Source organism: Leucobacter allii, from assembly GCF_022919155.1.
In the GTDB taxonomy this organism is placed as follows: domain Bacteria; phylum Actinomycetota; class Actinomycetes; order Actinomycetales; family Microbacteriaceae; genus Leucobacter; species Leucobacter allii.
In genome coordinates this window covers 39,733-55,405 of the sequence record NZ_CP095045.1, presented here as the reverse complement: position 1 = coordinate 55,405, position 15,673 = coordinate 39,733, and the positions used below count along the sequence as shown (strand labels likewise).

The window sequence follows — 15,673 nt, the reverse complement described above, 5'->3', positions numbered from 1 at the left end:
GACGAGGGCCATGAGAGCCGCCTGTCGGATTTGAACCGACGACCTGTTCTTTACGAGGGAACTGCTCTACCCCTGAGCTAAGGCGGCGGAGCGCGGAATCTCTCCCGCGCACAAGCAAATACTCTAGCACGTCCGCAGGGTGCGCTTCGCCTCGACCGGAAGCGTCGCCGCGTCACGCCGTGCACATCGGATCGTCGGCAGGGACGGCGCCCGTGAGCAGGTAGGCGTCGACGGTCTCGTCGACGCAGCTGCTCTCGCCGTAGGCGGTGTGCCCCTCGCCGCGGTAGCTCACGAGCACGCCGCTGTCGAGCTGCTCGGCGAGGGACTCCGCCCAGCGGTAGGGCGTCGCGGGATCGCCCGTCGTGCCGACGACGAGGATCGGCGCCGCTCCCGCCGCCGTCACCGCCCTCCGCTCCTGCGCGCCCGGCACCGGCCACGCCTCGCAGGAGATGTCGCCGAAGCCCTGGAAGCGGCCGATGGTGGGAGCGATCCGATCGAGCTCGGCCGCTTCCGCGCGCATCCGGTCGCGATCGAAGTCTCGCGGGTAGTCGAGGCAGTTGATCGCGGAGAAGGCCTCGGTGGAGTTGCTCCGGTAGGCGCCGCCCTCGCGGTCGTAGTAGAAGTCCGCGAGCGCGAGCGCGACGTCGGCGTCCCCCTCGGGCACGGAGGCGAAGAGGTCGTCGAGGTACCCCCAGTTGCTCTGCGTGTACAGCGGCGCGATGATCGCGGTGAGGAGCGTGGAAGCCGCGACGCTTCGGCCGTCGGAGCCCGTGAGCGGCGCGGCGTCCACGCCGTCGAGCATCGCGCCGATGGACGCCATCGCCTCGTCGACGCCGCCGCTCAACGGGCAGTCGTCGCGCCTCAGGCAGGCCTGCACATAGACCCGCAGGGCCGCCTCGAATCCGAGGGTCTGCTCGCGGACCACGTCCGCAAGACTCGTCGTCGGGTCCATCGCACCGTCGAGCACGAGCCGGCCGACCCGCTCGGGGTAGGCGTCCGCGTAGCGCGCGCCGAGGTAGGTGCCGTAGGAGAAGCCGAGGTAGTGCAGCCGATCGTCGCCGACGATGGCGCGCAGCATGTCGAGATCGCGCACCGTCGACATCGTGTCGACGTACCCGATGCGCTCCCCCGTCTCGGCGGCGCAGCGCTCGCCGAATGCGGCGGCCTCCGCCAGGGCCGCGTCGATCCAGGCGTCGCTGCCGGCCTCGAGCGCCCCCAGCCCGTCATCGACGCCGAAGAGATAGTCGTCCATCTCGGCCGCGCCGCCGCAGCTCACCGGGGAGGAGGCCCCGACTCCGCGCGGATCCCAGCCGATGACGTCGTAGGCCTCGCGGATCTCGGCGGGGATCGCGCTGTCGATCGCGGCGGCGATGTAGTCGGCTCCCGAGGCGCCCGGCCCCCCGGGGTTCACGAACAGCGTGCCGAGCTTCGCGTCCCCGGAGGCCTCCCGCTTCACGAGCCGGAGGGTGAGCGCCCCCGCCGCGGGGTCCTCCCAGTCGACGGGAGCGTAGACGTCGGCGCACTGCATCTCGACGTCGCACTCGTTCCAATCCGGCTGCTGCGCCTGGAAGCCGGCGAGCGTGCCGTCGGGCAGGGGCGGCAGCTCGCCCGGCTCGTGGGTGAGCGCGACCTCCTCGCCGCCGCGCAGCAGGCCGGGGAGGGCGGTGCAGCCGCCGAACACGAGCGCGGTCGCGACGCTCGCGGCGACCAGGATCTTCCCCACGCGCCGCCGTCGCGGCGCGGCCGACCGTTCCGGCTCGTCGCCCTCGACCGCGCCCGGCCCGCTCACGGGCGCGCCCCGACGGTCTCGCCCGCCACGAGCGCGCTCGCGAACAGCGCCTCGAGCACGAGACCCGGAGTGATGCCCCGGCCGAGCCGCTCCCTGGCGACTTCGACGGCGGAGACGGCGGCGAGCGCCCGCGCCGGGCGCCACCGCGCCCCGAGCTCGGCGATGGCGTCGGCGTGCTCGAGGTTCACGAGCTCGGGATCGCCGACCTCGCGCTCCGGCGAGGAATCCCGCTGCGCGACCGCGAGCGAGGTCAGCAGCACATCGCGGTAGAGCGACAGCAGATCGGTGAGGATCCGGTCGATGCCGTCGCGGAGGCTGCGCGTCGCGCGGCGCTTCTGATCCTCCTCGAGCGTGCGGATCTGCGCGCGCATCTGCGGCGGGATCGCCGCCCCGGGTGCGAGGCCGAGGCTGCGCATGGCCTCCTCCCGCTCCCGCGCGTCGAGCACCTCGGTGAGCGCGGCCGCGTCGGCCTCGGCGACGCGCACGAGCGCCGCGGCTCCCCGCATCGCGTCCCCCAGTGTCGCGATACCGAGGGCGATGCGCACCGTGCTGTCCCGCCGCGCCAGGGCATCGGGATCGGTCGCGAGTCGCCTCGCCATCCCGATGTGGCTCTGCGCGAGCCGCGCGGCCCGACCCGCCGCATCGACGTCGATCCCGTCGCGCTCGTGCAGCAGTCGGGCGATGTCGTCCGTGGCGGGGGTGACGAGACGGAGCGATCGCGCGCGGGAGCGGATGGTGGGCAGCAGGTCCGCCTCGCTCGGGGCGCAGAGGATCCAGATGGTGCGCTCCGGGGGCTCCTCGAGCGCCTTCAGGAGCACGTTCGACGTGCGCTCCGGCATCCGGTCCGCGTCCTCGATGACGATGACGCGGTAGCGCCCCTCGGCGGGCGCGTAGTGCGCCGTCGTGACGATGTCGCGGGCCGCCCGGATGTCGATGAGCAGCTTCTGCGTCGTCAGCACGCCGAGGTCCGGGTGCGTGCGCGACCTGACCTGCTCGAACACCGCGCCCCGCTCGTGCTCGGTCCGCGCGATGAGCGCCGCCGCGAAGCGGAAGGCGAGGTTCGAGCGGCCCGAGCCCGGCGGCCCCGTGATGAGCCAGGCGTGCGCGGGCGCGCCGCCCGGATCGGCGGCATGCCGCAGCACACGCACCGCCTCCGTCTGCCCGACGATCTCGCCCCAGAAGTCCACCCGAGAAGCGTATCGTGCACCCCTGACGGGATCCCCGGCGGGAGAGCTCGGCGGGCGTGCCCGGTGCGCGTGCCCGGTGGGAGAGCCCGGCGCGCGTGCCCGGCGGGCGAGCCGGGCGGGAGAGCCCGGAACGGCGGCATGCGGCCCCGGCGATCCCAGGCGCGATCCCCGCCGCGGCCGCCGAGCGCCGGACGCCCTTCCGCAGATCACCGCCCGAGGGGATGAACTCGCGGGTGAAACTCAGCGAACTCGGCTCCCGCGCACAGCCCGTCTTCCTATGCTCGTCGATGACGGCAGTGCCTCGTTCCCCTCTGGGCGCCGTCGTTCCGCCGCGAGGTTCCCCCTGAGCGGTGGAGGAAGCCCCCGGCCCTGTCCCCCAGGCCACCGGGGGCGCTTCCATGCTCGGCCGGGGTCGCCTTCAGCCGGCCGAGGGCTCGCGCGGCAGATCGACGTACCCGGTCTCGCCCGCGACGAGCCGCGCCGCCCCGGAGCTCAGCTCGGCGGCGAGCTCGGCGAGGCCGGCCATTTCGCCCTCCGGCACCGAGAAGTGCTGCACGACGCGGTCGCTGTACTCGGCATCGCCGACCCCGTACCCGCGGCGCCGGGCCTCCGCCTCGATCTGCGCCGCCGCCTCGTAGCCCGTGTGCACGGCGCAGCGCACTCGGAGCCCTCGCCGCACCCGCTCGGCGCCGAGCACCGCTTCGGCGACGGCGGCGCGGTAGGCGCGCGTGAGCCCGCCGGCGCCGAGCAGCACGCCGCCGAAGTACCGCGTCACCACGGCGACGACGTCGCTCAGCCCCGCCGAGACGAGCGCGTCGAGCATCGGGGCGCCCGCGGTGCCGCTCGGCTCGCCATCGTCGTTCGAGCGCTGCACACGGCCCCCGGGTCCGAGCACGAAGGCCGAGCAGTGATGCCTCGCGCGCGGGTGCGCCGACCGCGCCTGCGCGATCGCCTCCCGCGCGCCGTCCTCGTCGTCGACGCGGACGAGCCGCGCGAGGAAGCGCGACCGCGAGATCTCGAGCTCGGCCTCCGCCGGGGACGCGATCGTCTCGTACTCCACGTGCCGCCTCCCCGGTCCGGCCGCCGCGGGCCGGCGTGCCGCTACCATCGAGTGTATGGCCGATGGAAGCGTGCGCGTCGACGCGTGGGTCTGGGGCGTCCGCCTCGCCAAGACCCGCAGCCAGGCCACCGCCGCCTGCCGCGCCGGACACGTCCGCGTGAACGGCGCGACGGCCAAGGCCGCGCAGCCCGTGCGCCTCGGGGACGAGGTGCGCGTGCGGCTACATGGATTCGACCGGATCTACCGCGTCGCCGGGCTGCCGACCCGGCGCGGCAGCGCGGCGGAGGCGGCGCGGCACTTCGAGGATCTGACGCCGCCTCCGCCGCCGCGGGTCGAGCGCCCGGCGGCGATCCTGCGGGACCGCGGCGCGGGACGGCCGACGAAGCGCGAGCGGCGCGACATCGACCGTCTCCGCGGACGCTCCGGCGAGGACTGACCCCGCTCGGGCACCGCCCGCGCGTCGGAGGGCGCTCGTATACTGTCGTGAGGGTTGGGGAATCCGAAACGGCGGACGCATGCCTTCGTGCCCGGCGAACGCAGCGCGTCCCGTGACGTGAAGGACGATGCGCATGACCGAACGGGATCCGAGAGCGGACCCGCTGATCGCCGAGCAGGTGATCGGCCGCCTGACCCCTCCCCGGGACCCCGGTGCGCTCGGATTCCTCGACGAGCGCTGGCTCGAGATCTGGCATCTCGTGCCGCCGACCCGGCTCGCGCCGCTGCTCGCGGGCGTGCCGGAGCCCGAGCTGCGCGCCCTTCCCGGCGCGCGCTTCCTCCGCAGCCTCGTCCTGGGCGACGCCGCGGCGCTCCCTGAGCCCGACGACCTGCTCGGCGCGGCGGCGCCGCGGACGCTGCAGGAGCGGATGCGCGCTGCCGCGGTGCTCGCCCGCACGCGGTTGTCCGGCCGGCCGGCAGCCGCGCTCGCACTGGCGGATCGCCTCGACGCGGGCGCCCCCGCGCCGCTCGCGGGGGTCGCCGACGACTTCTCCCCCTACCAGGCGCTGCAGCTCGGCATCACGGCGCTGCTCGCGAACGAGCCCATCCGCGCGCTCGGCTTCCTGGAGCGCGCGCGCTCGGCGCGCGCGGAGGGCCGGTTCGGCTTCGTCGCCCGGGACGCGCAGTTCAAGCTCGCCCTGCTGCATCAGCTGCACGGGGACCCCGAGCGGGCGGCCGAGCACCTGAGCGCCGGCGCCGCCCTGCCGCGGGGCGCCAGCTGGACCGAGGAGTGGATCGACCAGACCGCGGAGCTCGCCGCGGCGCTCGCGGATCAGGACGCGGGTCGGCCCGCCGGGCTCCGCGACCGCCCGCTCGCCGCCTACGGCGAGCTCTGGCCCTTCGCGCTGCTCGTGCAGGTGCGCGAAGGCCTCCTCGCGAGGGACACGGAGGCGGTCGAGCGCGCCCTCGCCGTCGCCGAGCACGCCGGTCTCCCCGGCACCGACGGCGACGGCGTCGCCGCCTCGGCGATCCCGCTCGGCCACGCGCAGCTGCACCTCTCCCGCGGGCACGTCGGCCGAGCGCGGCGGGCGATGCTGCGCGCCCCGCAGGAGCTGCTCGACACCCAGCTCGTGCGCGCCAGGATCGCGTTCATCGCGGGCGAGCACGCCCAGGTCGCCGCCGAGGCCACGCAGGGGATGACCCGCGAGCCCGGCTTCTTCCGGCATCGCGTCGAGCTCGCCGGGCTGCTCGCCGCCATCCAGCTGCAGCAGGGGGAGGACGCCGTCGCGCGCAGCCTCATGCTCACGGCGCTCCAGGCGCGCCCCGCGATCCCGCGCACCCTCTACCGCTTCCTGCCGCACGAGCTCACCTCGCACGCCCGCGCCTCCTGGGGGGACGATGCGCGTCTCGCGGCCCTCATCCCCGCCGACTACTCGGGGCCGGGCCACCGGCCGCTGACGGCGCCGCTCGGGCGCGCGATCGACCTCTCCGAACGGGAGCGGGAGACCTTGGAGCTCCTCGTCGCGGGATACTCGCGGGCGCGGATCGCCGAACGGCTCTTCGTCAGCGAGAACACCGTGAAATCGCACCTGCGCACCCTCTACCGCAAGATCGGCGCGCGCGACCGCGAGACCGCGGTCCTGTGGGCGGTGACGAACACGCACGCCCCCTCGCGCGGGCGCGACTGACCCCCTGCGCGCCCGCCGGCGCGGGCCCGGCTCCCGCACCGGGATCGAACCTGCGGGACGCGCCCGGTGCAGGACGCGCCCGGTGCGGACCGGACCCGCCACGGGGCGGGGCCGGTCCGGCCCGGGGCGCGACCCGCTACGCCGGCTCGGCGGCGCGGCGTCGGCGCTGCAGGATCACCCCGGCTCCGCCGAGGAGGAGCAGCAGCGCGGCCAGGACGGCGAGCGCCCCGAGGTCGCCGCCGGTGATCGCGAGCGGGTCGGCCGGGGCGACGTCGACCGTCGCCTCGGCGCTCAGCCGTGCGTCCCCGGTCTGCTCCGTCGGGGAGCCGACCGTCACCACGTTCGTCACCGAACCGGTGACCGAGCTGCCGATCCCGACCACGAGCGTGAGCGTCGCGCGCTCCCCGACGGCGAGGCCGCGCTCGAGCGTCCACGTGACCGTCGCGCCGCGCACCGACACGCCCGCGTCGGGGGACGAGCGGAAGCTCAGGCCCCTCGGGAGCTCGTCCGTGACCGTGATCGGCCCCGGATCGGCCGTGGGGCCGCGGTTCTCGACCGTGATGCGGTACGTTCCGGTGCCGCCGGCGCGGAACTCGCCGACCGCGGTCTTCTCGACGACCAGGGTCGCGAGCGGCGGCACGGTCACCTCGTCGCGCGCCGTGTCGTTCGACGGATCGGCGTCCGGCTCGGTCGCGCGCACCTCGGCGACGTTCGTGACGCCCGGGTAGGCGCCGTCGAGCACTCGGGTGAGCACCGTCAGCGCCGGCGTCCGCTCACCGACCGCGAGCGTCTCGGCGGCGTCGCTGCGCACGGCGGTCACGACGGTCGTGCCGTCGTCGGCGGCCGTCACCGCGGAGATGGTCCAGCCGTCGGCCTGGTCGCCCGCCGCGCTCAGCACCTCGAGCCCGGCCGGCACGCGGTCCGTCACGGTGATCCCGCTCGCGACCGAGGGCCCGTTGTTGGTGACGGTCAGCGCGAACGGCAGCTCGTCCCCGATCCGTACGGCGTCGGCGTCGTGGGTCTTCGCGATCGCGAGGTCCACCGAGCGCTCGACCGTGAGCGTCGCGTCGTCCGCGTCGTTCTCCGGGTTCGGGTCGGGCGTCCCCGAGGACACGCTCGCGGTGTTGACGAGCGCGGGCACCTCGGGCGCGGCGGTGGGCGGCAACGCGGGATCGAGCGCCGCGTCGAACAGGATCGCGGGTGCGTTCTGCCCGGCAGCGAGCCCCGCGGTCTCCGGCTGCAGGGCGAAGGTCACCCGCTGCGGGTCGGCCGGATCGACCGCGGCCGACCAGCTCGTCGCGGACGCCTCGGTGAGACCGACGAAGCCGACCCCGGAGGGGAGCACGTCCGTCACGGTGACGGGGCCGACGGCGTCGCTCGCGCCGAAGTTGTGCACCTCGATGCGGTAGCGCGCCTGCTCGCCGGCGACGGCCGCGCCGACCTCGCTCGTGTCGTCCGCGGGATCGACCGCGGTCTTCACGAGCCCGAGGTCCGCCGCCGTCGTGACGACGATCTCGGCATCGTCGCTCTCCTCGTGGGTGCCGCGGCTGTCCGACCAGCCGAGCGTCGCCACGTTGGCGAGCGGCGTGCCCGTGGGCACGCTCGCCGAGAGGTGCGCGACGACCGTGATGGTGCTGGTCGCCGCCGCTCCGACGGGGTGCGCCGGGTAGAGGCACGAGGCCGTCGCCGCGGTGCATGCCCATCCGGCGCTGCCGTCGATGGAGACGAGCGTCATGCCGGCGGGCAGGATGTCCCGCACCGCGGCATCGGCGACCGAGGGGCCGTCGTTGCGGACGGTCACCGTGTAGGCGACGTCCGTGCCCGCGATCCAGGGTCCCTCCTGCACGTCCTTCGCGATGACCATGTCGGCGATGCGCTCGACCGGCACCGCGTCGTCGTCGTCGTTGTTGCTCGGGTTGGTGTCGGGCTCGGGGAGGCACTCCGCGTCCCCGTCGGCGCACTGCTTCCCGATGACGCGGGCGTCGTTCGTGTAGCTGCCGGCGGTCGCCTCGGCGGCGACGGACGCGTCGAACTCGATGGTGACGATGCCCTCGCCGAGGGCGAGGGGCCCCGCCACCGTCCAGGTGATCGTCTGCGGGCCGCTCCCGTCGCTCGCGACGACCGGGTCGGCGAGCGCCGCCGACGCTCCGTTCACCGTCGCGGTCACGTTGCCCGCGTAGGCGAAGTGCTCGGGGAGCTCGTCGACCACCGTGATGGGGCCGTTCGAGGTGCTCGGGCCGAGGTTGTCGACCGCGAGGCGGTAGCGGACGCTCTCGCCGGCGATCGCCGCCGCGTCCGCCGCGGGTGCGATGTGGGTCTTGTGCAGCGCGAGATCGACGAGCTTGCCGGTGCCGGTGGAGTCGGAGGCGCAGTCGTCCGCATCCGTCGGCGCGTTCTCGGCGGCCGCGCACGCGCGGTTGAGCACATCGCCCTCCTGATCCGCCGCAAGCCGGACGGTGACCCGCACGCTCGCCTCCTCGCCCGGCGCGAGGTGCGCCGGGTTCGTGAAGGTCGCGGTGGCCGCGTCGTATTCCCAGCCGTCCGCCGGGGAGACACCCGTCCAGTCGACGAGCTCGAGCGCGTCGGGCAGGAGGTCCTGGATGCTGATGCCCCGGGCGTCCGCCTTCCCGGTGTTGGTCACCCCGAGCAGGTAGTCGAGCTCGGTGCCCGCGACGGCGTCGACCTCCGCGCCCGCCGGCTGCCAGCCGCCGGTGCCGTCGGAGACCACCCGGTACTTGGCCGCCGCGATCGTGGTCGCGTTGTCGAGCGGCTCGGTCGTGTCCCCGCTCTCGTTGTTCTCGGGGTCGGGATCGGGCGTCTCGCCCGGGGCCACCCGCGCCGTGTTGACGATCTCGGTGCCCGGATCGACCGACGCGCTCACGACACCGGTGACGAGGAACTCGACCGCGGCGCCGCCCGCGGGGAGCACGGCTCCCGGCGCGAGCGTGAGGACGAGCTCGTTCCCGTCCTGCGCGAGCGTCCAGCCCTCGGGCAGCGGCGCGGCGACCGTCACCTGCGCGACCTCGGCGGGAACGGTGTCGGTGACGGTGACGGGCTTCGCCTCCGAGCTCACGGAGTCCGAGGGGCCGTCGTTGCGCACGGAGAGCGACCAGGCGATCGCGTCGCCCGCGTTCTCCGGCGCCGCGCCGCTGAGCGTCTTCTCGATCACGAGATCCGCCGCGGGCGCGAGGGGCTGCTCGGCCTCATCCGTGTTCGGATGCTCCGCGTCCTCGGGCGTGTTCGCCGGATCCTCGTACGTGCGGCCGGAAACCGTGGCAACGTTCTCCGCCGTGCCGACGGCCGAGGCCGCGATCGCGACGTCCGCGGTCAGCACGATGCGGTCGGAGCCGTCGGCCCGCAGCGCGGTGCCGGCATCGCCGACGACGAAGGCGCCGTCGACCACCGAGAGGCTGAGCGGCTGGGGAGCCGCGTCCGCGGAGGCGTAGTAGGCGGCCGTCCAGCCGTCGACCGTCACCCCGTCGGGCAACGTCGGGGTGTCCACGATCTCGAAGGGGCCGACGCCCGCGTCGGGGCCGTGGTTCGTCACGGTCAGGCGCCACTGCGGCTGGGCGTAGACGCCCGCCTCCACGCCCTGGCCCGGCACCCAGCTGCCCGGCGCGAGCGACGCGAGCGGGCCGGTGGCGCCCTCGACGACGCCGCCCGCGGCCGCCTTGACCATCTGGAGATCGGCTTCCGCGATGTACGCGGTCGCGGTGCTCTCCTCGTCGACGTACCCGCCGTCGGCGTTCTCGTCCGAGCCCTGCGCGTCGGTCGCGGTGACGCGCAGCGTGTTCACGTGCCCGTGCACCTCGATCCCGGTTCCCGGGGCGGACGCCGCTTCCGCGAGCGGTCGCGCGTCGAAGGTGATGACGAAGCCGCTTCCCGCGGCCAGCGGGCTCGCGCCCGCCGCCGCGATGACGTCCTCGTCCCAGCTCAGCGTGCGGCCGTCGGCGGCGATCGCCGGGTCGGCGAAGGTCTGGAACGTCGCCCCGCCGTCGAGGCTGATTCGCGCGTCGCCGACGTACTCCCAGTGCTCGGGGAGCTCGTCGACCACGCCGACGCTCGCCGCAGCGCCCGGGCCGGTGTTCTCGACCGCGAGGGTCCAGTTGAACGCCTCGCCCAGGTAGGCGATGCCGTAGTCCTCACCGGCGACGGGCGCGGTGACGGCCTTCGTCGGCACGAGGTGCGGGAAGAGCGGGGTCGCGTCGGCGGTGTCCGAGACGGACCCGGGCGCAGGGTCGTAATCGCGGCCGCCCTCGCCGAAGGACTCGAAGTGGGTCACGCTCGCGGTGTTCGTGAGCGTCTCGCCGAGGCCGGTGCCGTCCGAGGAGAGCTGCGCCGACTCGGCGAACGCGGCGGAGTAGCCGAGCTCGAGCGACTTCGGGGTTCCCGCGCCGCTCTGCGGCTGCAGCGGTCCGCTGAGCTTCCAGGTGATGGCACCGCCGGTTCCGGCGTAGACCCCGGCGTCGACGGTCTCGGGCTCGGGCGTGATCGACCCCTCCTCGACCGCGATGCCCGCGGGCACCTCGTCGCGCACCTCGATGTGGTGCGCCGGAGTGCTGCCCGCGGCCGTCTGGCTGACCGTGAGCGCGTAGTCGAAGCTCGCGTCGGCGTCGCGCGTGATGGCGTCGACGCCGTCGACGGTCTTCGCGATCTGCAGCGCGGGGTTCAGGATGGTGACGCCGGCTGTCGCCGGCGGGGTCGAGGTGCCCGAGGCCGGGTCGCCGTTCACCGTGTTCCACGAGAAGGTGCTCGTGTTCCGCGGCGTCGCCGAGGCCACCGCGTCGGTGATGCGCGCCTGGAAGGTGATCGTGATGGTGCGCACCGCGTCCGTGTACGCGATGTCCACGTCGCCGCTCGCCGGCCAGCTCAGCGTCCGGCCGTCCTGCCGCGGCTCCGCGTCGATCGCGGGCTCGCCGTCGCTCCAGTCGCCGCCGAACGCGATCGACGGGGCGCCCGCGTAGACGACGCCCTCCGGGAGCGTGTCGACGAGCGCGACGTCGTAGAAGTTGGCGTGGGCGGGGAGCGTGGTCGTCAGGGTGTACTCGACGGTCTCGCCGACCGGCGCCGCGGCCGGGCTGACGGACTTCATGAGCCCGGCATCGGCGACCCGCACGACCGCGTGGGCGCCGACCACGCGGTCGCCGCGCCGGGCGTCGGCGTCGTCGACGGTGTCGGGCAGCGTGTATCCGAGCAGCTGCGCGCGGTTCGTGTAGCTCGCGCCGCCGCCAGCGGCCGGGTCGATCTTCGCGACCACGTCGAGGGTCTTCGGGCTGCCGGCGTCGAGCCGGCCGACCCGCCACTCGATGAGCGTACCGCTGCCGCCCGCGGTGACGCGGGTGGCGGCGCCGGAGCCCGTCGCCTCGCAGCCGCCGGGCACGAGCTCGGCGCCCGAGGGAACGCTCACGAGCTCGAAGCCGCTCGGCAGGCAGTCGGTGACGACGGCGTCGTAGAGCGCGGGCCGCCCCGAGGCGTTGCCCGCGGTCAGCCGGAAGGTAACCTCGCCGTCCGCGCCGACGGTGCCGCCGACGACGGTCTTCGTCAGTGTGGGCGAGGGCTCCGCGTACTGCGTCTGCGCGGTGGCGCTGCGCTCGGCGGTCTCCCCCGGCGCCCCGTTCGGGTCGGCGAAGGTGAAACGCGCCGTGTTGACGAGGGTCGTGGGACTGAGGTTCGGGCTGTAGTTCTGCAGCCCGTTGAGATTCGTCGCGTTGCGATCCTTCACCCACACCGTGATGCGGGCGGAGAAGGTCTGCGCCTCGTCCGTGTCGTTCGTGTACTCGGCCGGGAACCGCAGCGTGCCGGCGGTGTCGCCCCCGCTCGCGGCGCCGACGCGGGTGAACCCGGCGGCGTCGAAGTCGAAGCCGGGCGCGGGACCCGTGAAGACGGCGCTGCCGCTCACGTACTCGTAGCCGGTCGAGCCGCTGCTGCCGTAGCGCAGCAGCGCGTCGTCGGCGAGCTTCGCGTCGCGCACCGTCGTGCGCGCCGGCACGGTGACGGAGTACTCGAAGGTCGCGTGCTCGCCCTGCACGATCGCGCCGGCGGGATTGCGGCTGTCGCTGGGGTCGGTCCCGCTCGGCGCCACCTCGGTCGAGACGAGGCGCTTCACCACGTCGGCGGCGGGGAGGTGGATCTCGGCGGTGTCGGTCGTGTCGACGTCGTCCACGGCGAGCTCGCCGGCCGAGGCATCGGGCGTCCGATCCGTGAGCAGCTGACCGCCGTCGTCATCCTGCGGCACGACGGTCGTCGCGCCGGATCCGCCGTTGCTCGGGATCTCGTAGCTCACGATGCCGGCGGTGTTCTCGTAGCGCTGCGTGATCTGCGCCGCGTCGCTGCCGGTCGTCCCCTCGGGGACGGTCAGCGTGTAGCCGAGGGTGAAGCCGCGCGTCGCGTCCTTCGAGGAGCCCGCGACGGCCGCCGAGGGATCGAAGGTCCAGACGACGACCGAGCGGCCGGCGTACGCGGACGTGAGCGCGATGCCGCCGGGGAGCTCGCCCGGGTCGTAGGCGGCCACGCGGTACTCGCCGTCGGCGAAGGGCGTCTCGGCGCCCGCGTCGTAGCGGGCGGCCGTGAAGGCGTCGACGTCGGCCTTCGCGATGCCGTCGGGGAGCACGTCCCACACCACGTAGCCGGCCGTGCCGTTCTGCGGCGCGGTCACGTCGATGCGATAGACGACGGCATCGCCCTGGGCGACGAGCTCGCCGGAGCCGCCCGCGCCGAATCCGGCGCCGTCGCTGCCTCCGGCGTGCGGATTGGTCTTGATGCCCTTGTCGAGCGTGGCGCCCCAGTCGAGGTCGGTGTCGGCCTGGGCCCGCTCGAAGTAGATCTCCTCGTCGACGTTCTGCTGCTGGTACTTCGCGTGGTTGACCGGGCTGTCGACGTCGTCCGCGCTCGCGGACTGCGCCGTGACCCGGGCCTCGACGTAGACGTCGACGCGCGAGCCGTCCGGCATGAAGCGATCGCCGCTGAGGTCGCGGTCCTGCTTGCCGAAGTTCCAGCTCAGCGGGGCGCCCGTCACCTCGGGCAGGTACTCCTGCACGGCGCCGGAGAGCGAGCCCCAGGCGGTCGGGGTGTCGGAGGATCCCAGTTCGTCGCGGCGCGGGAAGTCGTAGGTGTAGCTCGCACCGACGAACTCGACGCCCTCGGGGAGGTAGTCGTCGAGGATCGCGTTGCGGGTATCGACGCCCTCGGCGAACTGCACGCTCAGCCGGTACCAGACGTGATCGCCTGCGGAGAACGGCGTGCTCGCCGTCGTCGCCCAGTCGGCCTCGCTCGCATCGGCGAGGTCGACGCCGCGCTCGAGCACGTGCTTGGTGAGCCCGCTGAACCGGGTGTGCACGTCGGCCTCGGAGTCGTCGAGCGTCGCGTACTCGTCGCCGACGCGCTCCGCGAGCTCCGGATCGTCCGCGATCGGCGCGATCGGCGTCGTCACGCCCGTGATGTCGACGCGGTTCGTCAGCACGTCTCCGGAGCTCGTGCCCCCGTCGCTTCCGGTGTAGTCGCGGCGCTGCATGACGGTGTAGACGACGTCGTGCGCGGCGCCGGCGGCGAGCGCCTCGATGCCGAAGACGACCGTGAACTCGCCGCTCTGGGCGTCGTACTCGATCGAGGTGACGGTCGCGCCCGTGAGCGCCGCGCCCGCGAGCTCGTTCGGGTAGTCGCAGTTGCTGCTGCTCGTCACCCGCCCGCTCCACGCGGCGGGCGAGAGCTGCTCGACCGTCGCGCCATCGCGGATGGACAGTCGCGGCGCGGGGTCCTGCGCCGGGAACGCGGGGCAGAGACCGTTCGGGATCACATCGGTGACGACGATGCGGTCGGCGTCGACGTACTCGCTCGTCGCGACGTGCAGCGTGTAGCTCGCGAGGGTGCCCGTGGTGAAGGCGGAGCCGTCGACCTCCTTGATCACGCGGAGGTCGACCGCCTCGATGTGCTCCGTGTCCGAGTCGACGGCGTCGCGGAGCGACTCGTCGTCGCCCGCGACGGGCCCCTGGTAGACGCCGGAGGCGAAGACCGTGTTGACCATCGACTGCGCGAACTCCGGGTCCTCGGTGCCGACGGCGCCGTGGCGCGTCGAGGCGCCCGTGTTGTTGTCGAGATTCGCGGCCTGGGCGCCGGTCGCCGGGTCGGGCTCGGCGCCCTCCGGCCACAGCGCATTGGCGAAGAGCGGCACCGCGGCGCGGTAGCTGAGCTCGACCGTGCCGGGAGTACCGGCGGCGGCGGGGAAGTCCTGCGCCGCGCCGCCGCCGAGGGCGTCGAGCGTCCAGGTCACCTTCGTGTAGACGCCGGTGCCCGGGAGGCCGAGCGCCTCCGCCTCGCTCGCGTCGACCGCGATCGTCTCGACGCGTTCGCCGCTCGATGTCCAGGCGCCGCCGATGGGCCCCGATCCGGCGTACTCGTCGCCGCCCGTCGACTGGTCGCCGCCCGCGACCCCGAGGTACTCGAGCCCGGCCGGCAGGTAGTCGACGACGGTGATCCCCTGCGTCGCCGCCTCGCCCGAGGCCTCGACGCGGATCGTATAGGTGGTGACATTGTCGTGCACGCCGCGGAGGAGCTCGTCCTCCGCGCTCGGCTCGTCCTTCGTCACTCGGATGGCCTGCACCGGCGTGGGCGCGAATTCCGCGTCGCGGCCCGCGCCGGAGGTGTGGCCGGCCGTCTTCGACTTGCTCGGCGAGCCGTCGAAGGTGGGGAGGCGCGTAGGATCGTTGCTCGTGTAGGCGTTCACCGCGAAGTCGATCGCGCTGCCCACGGGGTAGCTCGCCGCATCGGGGCGGACGGTGATGGTGGAGGCGACGGTCGCGCCCTGCGGCAGATCGTCGACATCGGACCACACCCAGTACTGGCTGCCCTCGGGCACGGCGCAGAGCCCGTTCGCCCCCGGCACCAGGCCGAGCGCGGCGCAGTCCGCCGAGGAGGAGCGGACGCTGTTCCGCAGCGACTCGCCCGCCGCGTAGATCCGCGGTGCGCCGAACTCGCCGCCGTCGAGGAACTCGATGGAGGCGGGCACGAGGGCCGTGAGCCCAAGGTTGAACTGCTTGCCGCCGTCGGGGTTGGAGACGAACACTTCGAAGCGGGCGTCCTCGCCCGCGAGGATGAAGCCCTTCTCGGCGGCATCGGCGTCGGGATGCGTCGCCGCGACCTCGACCTCCGGCGCCCACGGGTCGGCGAGGGCGACGTTGGCCCCGATCCCCGCGGCCACCAGGGCGGTCGCGACCACCGCTCCCGCGGCGATCCCCGCGACCCACTGCTTCACGCGCGCACGCGCTCCCAGACGACCGGCTCCGGCCATGGCGTTCCTCCCCTGAACTCCGTCCGCGCGCGCGGAATCCCCGTTCCACGCGCTCCCCACCCCGTGCACCGCCGCCCGGCGCCGAGGCGCAGCGGGAGGCTCCGGATGCACGGAGACCCATCGTGCAATCTATTGACGGGACCGCCCGCTCCCCGGCCGATCCAGGTGTTTTCACCCGGCGATTCACCCTCCGTCCGCCGGTCGCCGGCAGTCCGTCCGCCGGCGGCGATC

6 protein-coding genes and 1 tRNA gene are annotated in these 15,673 nt (G+C 74.2%); 2 read left to right on the top strand and 5 right to left on the bottom strand.

Features of this window, described 5'->3' with window-relative positions; all coding sequences use genetic code 11:
* Positions 1-15: 15 nt before the first annotated feature.
* The 4 genes from MUN78_RS00230 to MUN78_RS00215 form a co-directional block, all read right to left on the bottom strand.
* A tRNA-Thr gene (locus tag MUN78_RS00230) sits at positions 16-87 on the bottom strand.
* Between the two features lie 85 nt (positions 88-172).
* Positions 173-1,789: an alpha/beta hydrolase gene (locus MUN78_RS00225; protein WP_244728005.1), complete on the bottom strand. Its 1,617-nt coding sequence runs from the start codon at positions 1,787-1,789 to the stop codon at positions 173-175.
* Entirely contained in the window at positions 1,786-2,976 is a 1,191-nt protein-coding gene (locus MUN78_RS00220) for a DNA polymerase III subunit delta' (protein WP_244728004.1), read from the bottom strand. Before MUN78_RS00220 ends, MUN78_RS00225 begins: the two co-directional genes overlap by 4 nt.
* 418 nt (positions 2,977-3,394) lie before the next feature.
* Positions 3,395-4,036 (bottom strand): IMPACT family protein, encoded by a 642-nt coding sequence (locus tag MUN78_RS00215; RefSeq protein WP_244728002.1) that lies wholly within the window; start codon positions 4,034-4,036, stop codon positions 3,395-3,397.
* A gap of 55 nt (positions 4,037-4,091) precedes the next feature.
* Here MUN78_RS00215 and MUN78_RS00210 point away from each other — a divergent pair, with 55 nt between their 5' ends.
* Together MUN78_RS00210 and MUN78_RS00205 are read left to right on the top strand one after the other, a co-directional pair.
* Positions 4,092-4,472, top strand: coding sequence for an RNA-binding S4 domain-containing protein (locus MUN78_RS00210; RefSeq protein WP_244728000.1), 381 nt, complete (start codon positions 4,092-4,094; stop codon positions 4,470-4,472).
* A gap of 133 nt (positions 4,473-4,605) precedes the next feature.
* Positions 4,606-6,159 carry a helix-turn-helix domain-containing protein gene (locus tag MUN78_RS00205; RefSeq protein WP_244727998.1) on the top strand — a complete coding sequence of 518 codons (1,554 nt, stop codon included), beginning with the start codon at positions 4,606-4,608 and terminating at the stop codon, positions 6,157-6,159.
* Between the two features lie 136 nt (positions 6,160-6,295).
* Here the strand turns inward: MUN78_RS00205 and MUN78_RS00200 are convergent, their stop codons facing one another.
* Positions 6,296-15,406 carry an isopeptide-forming domain-containing fimbrial protein gene (locus tag MUN78_RS00200; RefSeq protein ID WP_244727996.1) on the bottom strand — a complete coding sequence of 3,037 codons (9,111 nt, stop codon included), beginning with the start codon at positions 15,404-15,406 and terminating at the stop codon, positions 6,296-6,298.
* Between the last annotated feature and the right edge of the window lie 267 nt (positions 15,407-15,673).

Bases quoted from the DNA above. Each gene is read 5' to 3' on its own strand.
- MUN78_RS00210 (WP_244728000.1), top strand. From the start codon at position 4,092: ATGGCCGATGGAAGCGTGCGCGTCGACGCGTGGGTCTGGGGCGTCCGC.
- MUN78_RS00205 (WP_244727998.1), top strand. From the start codon at position 4,606: ATGACCGAACGGGATCCGAGAGCGGACCCGCTGATCGCCGAGCAGGTG.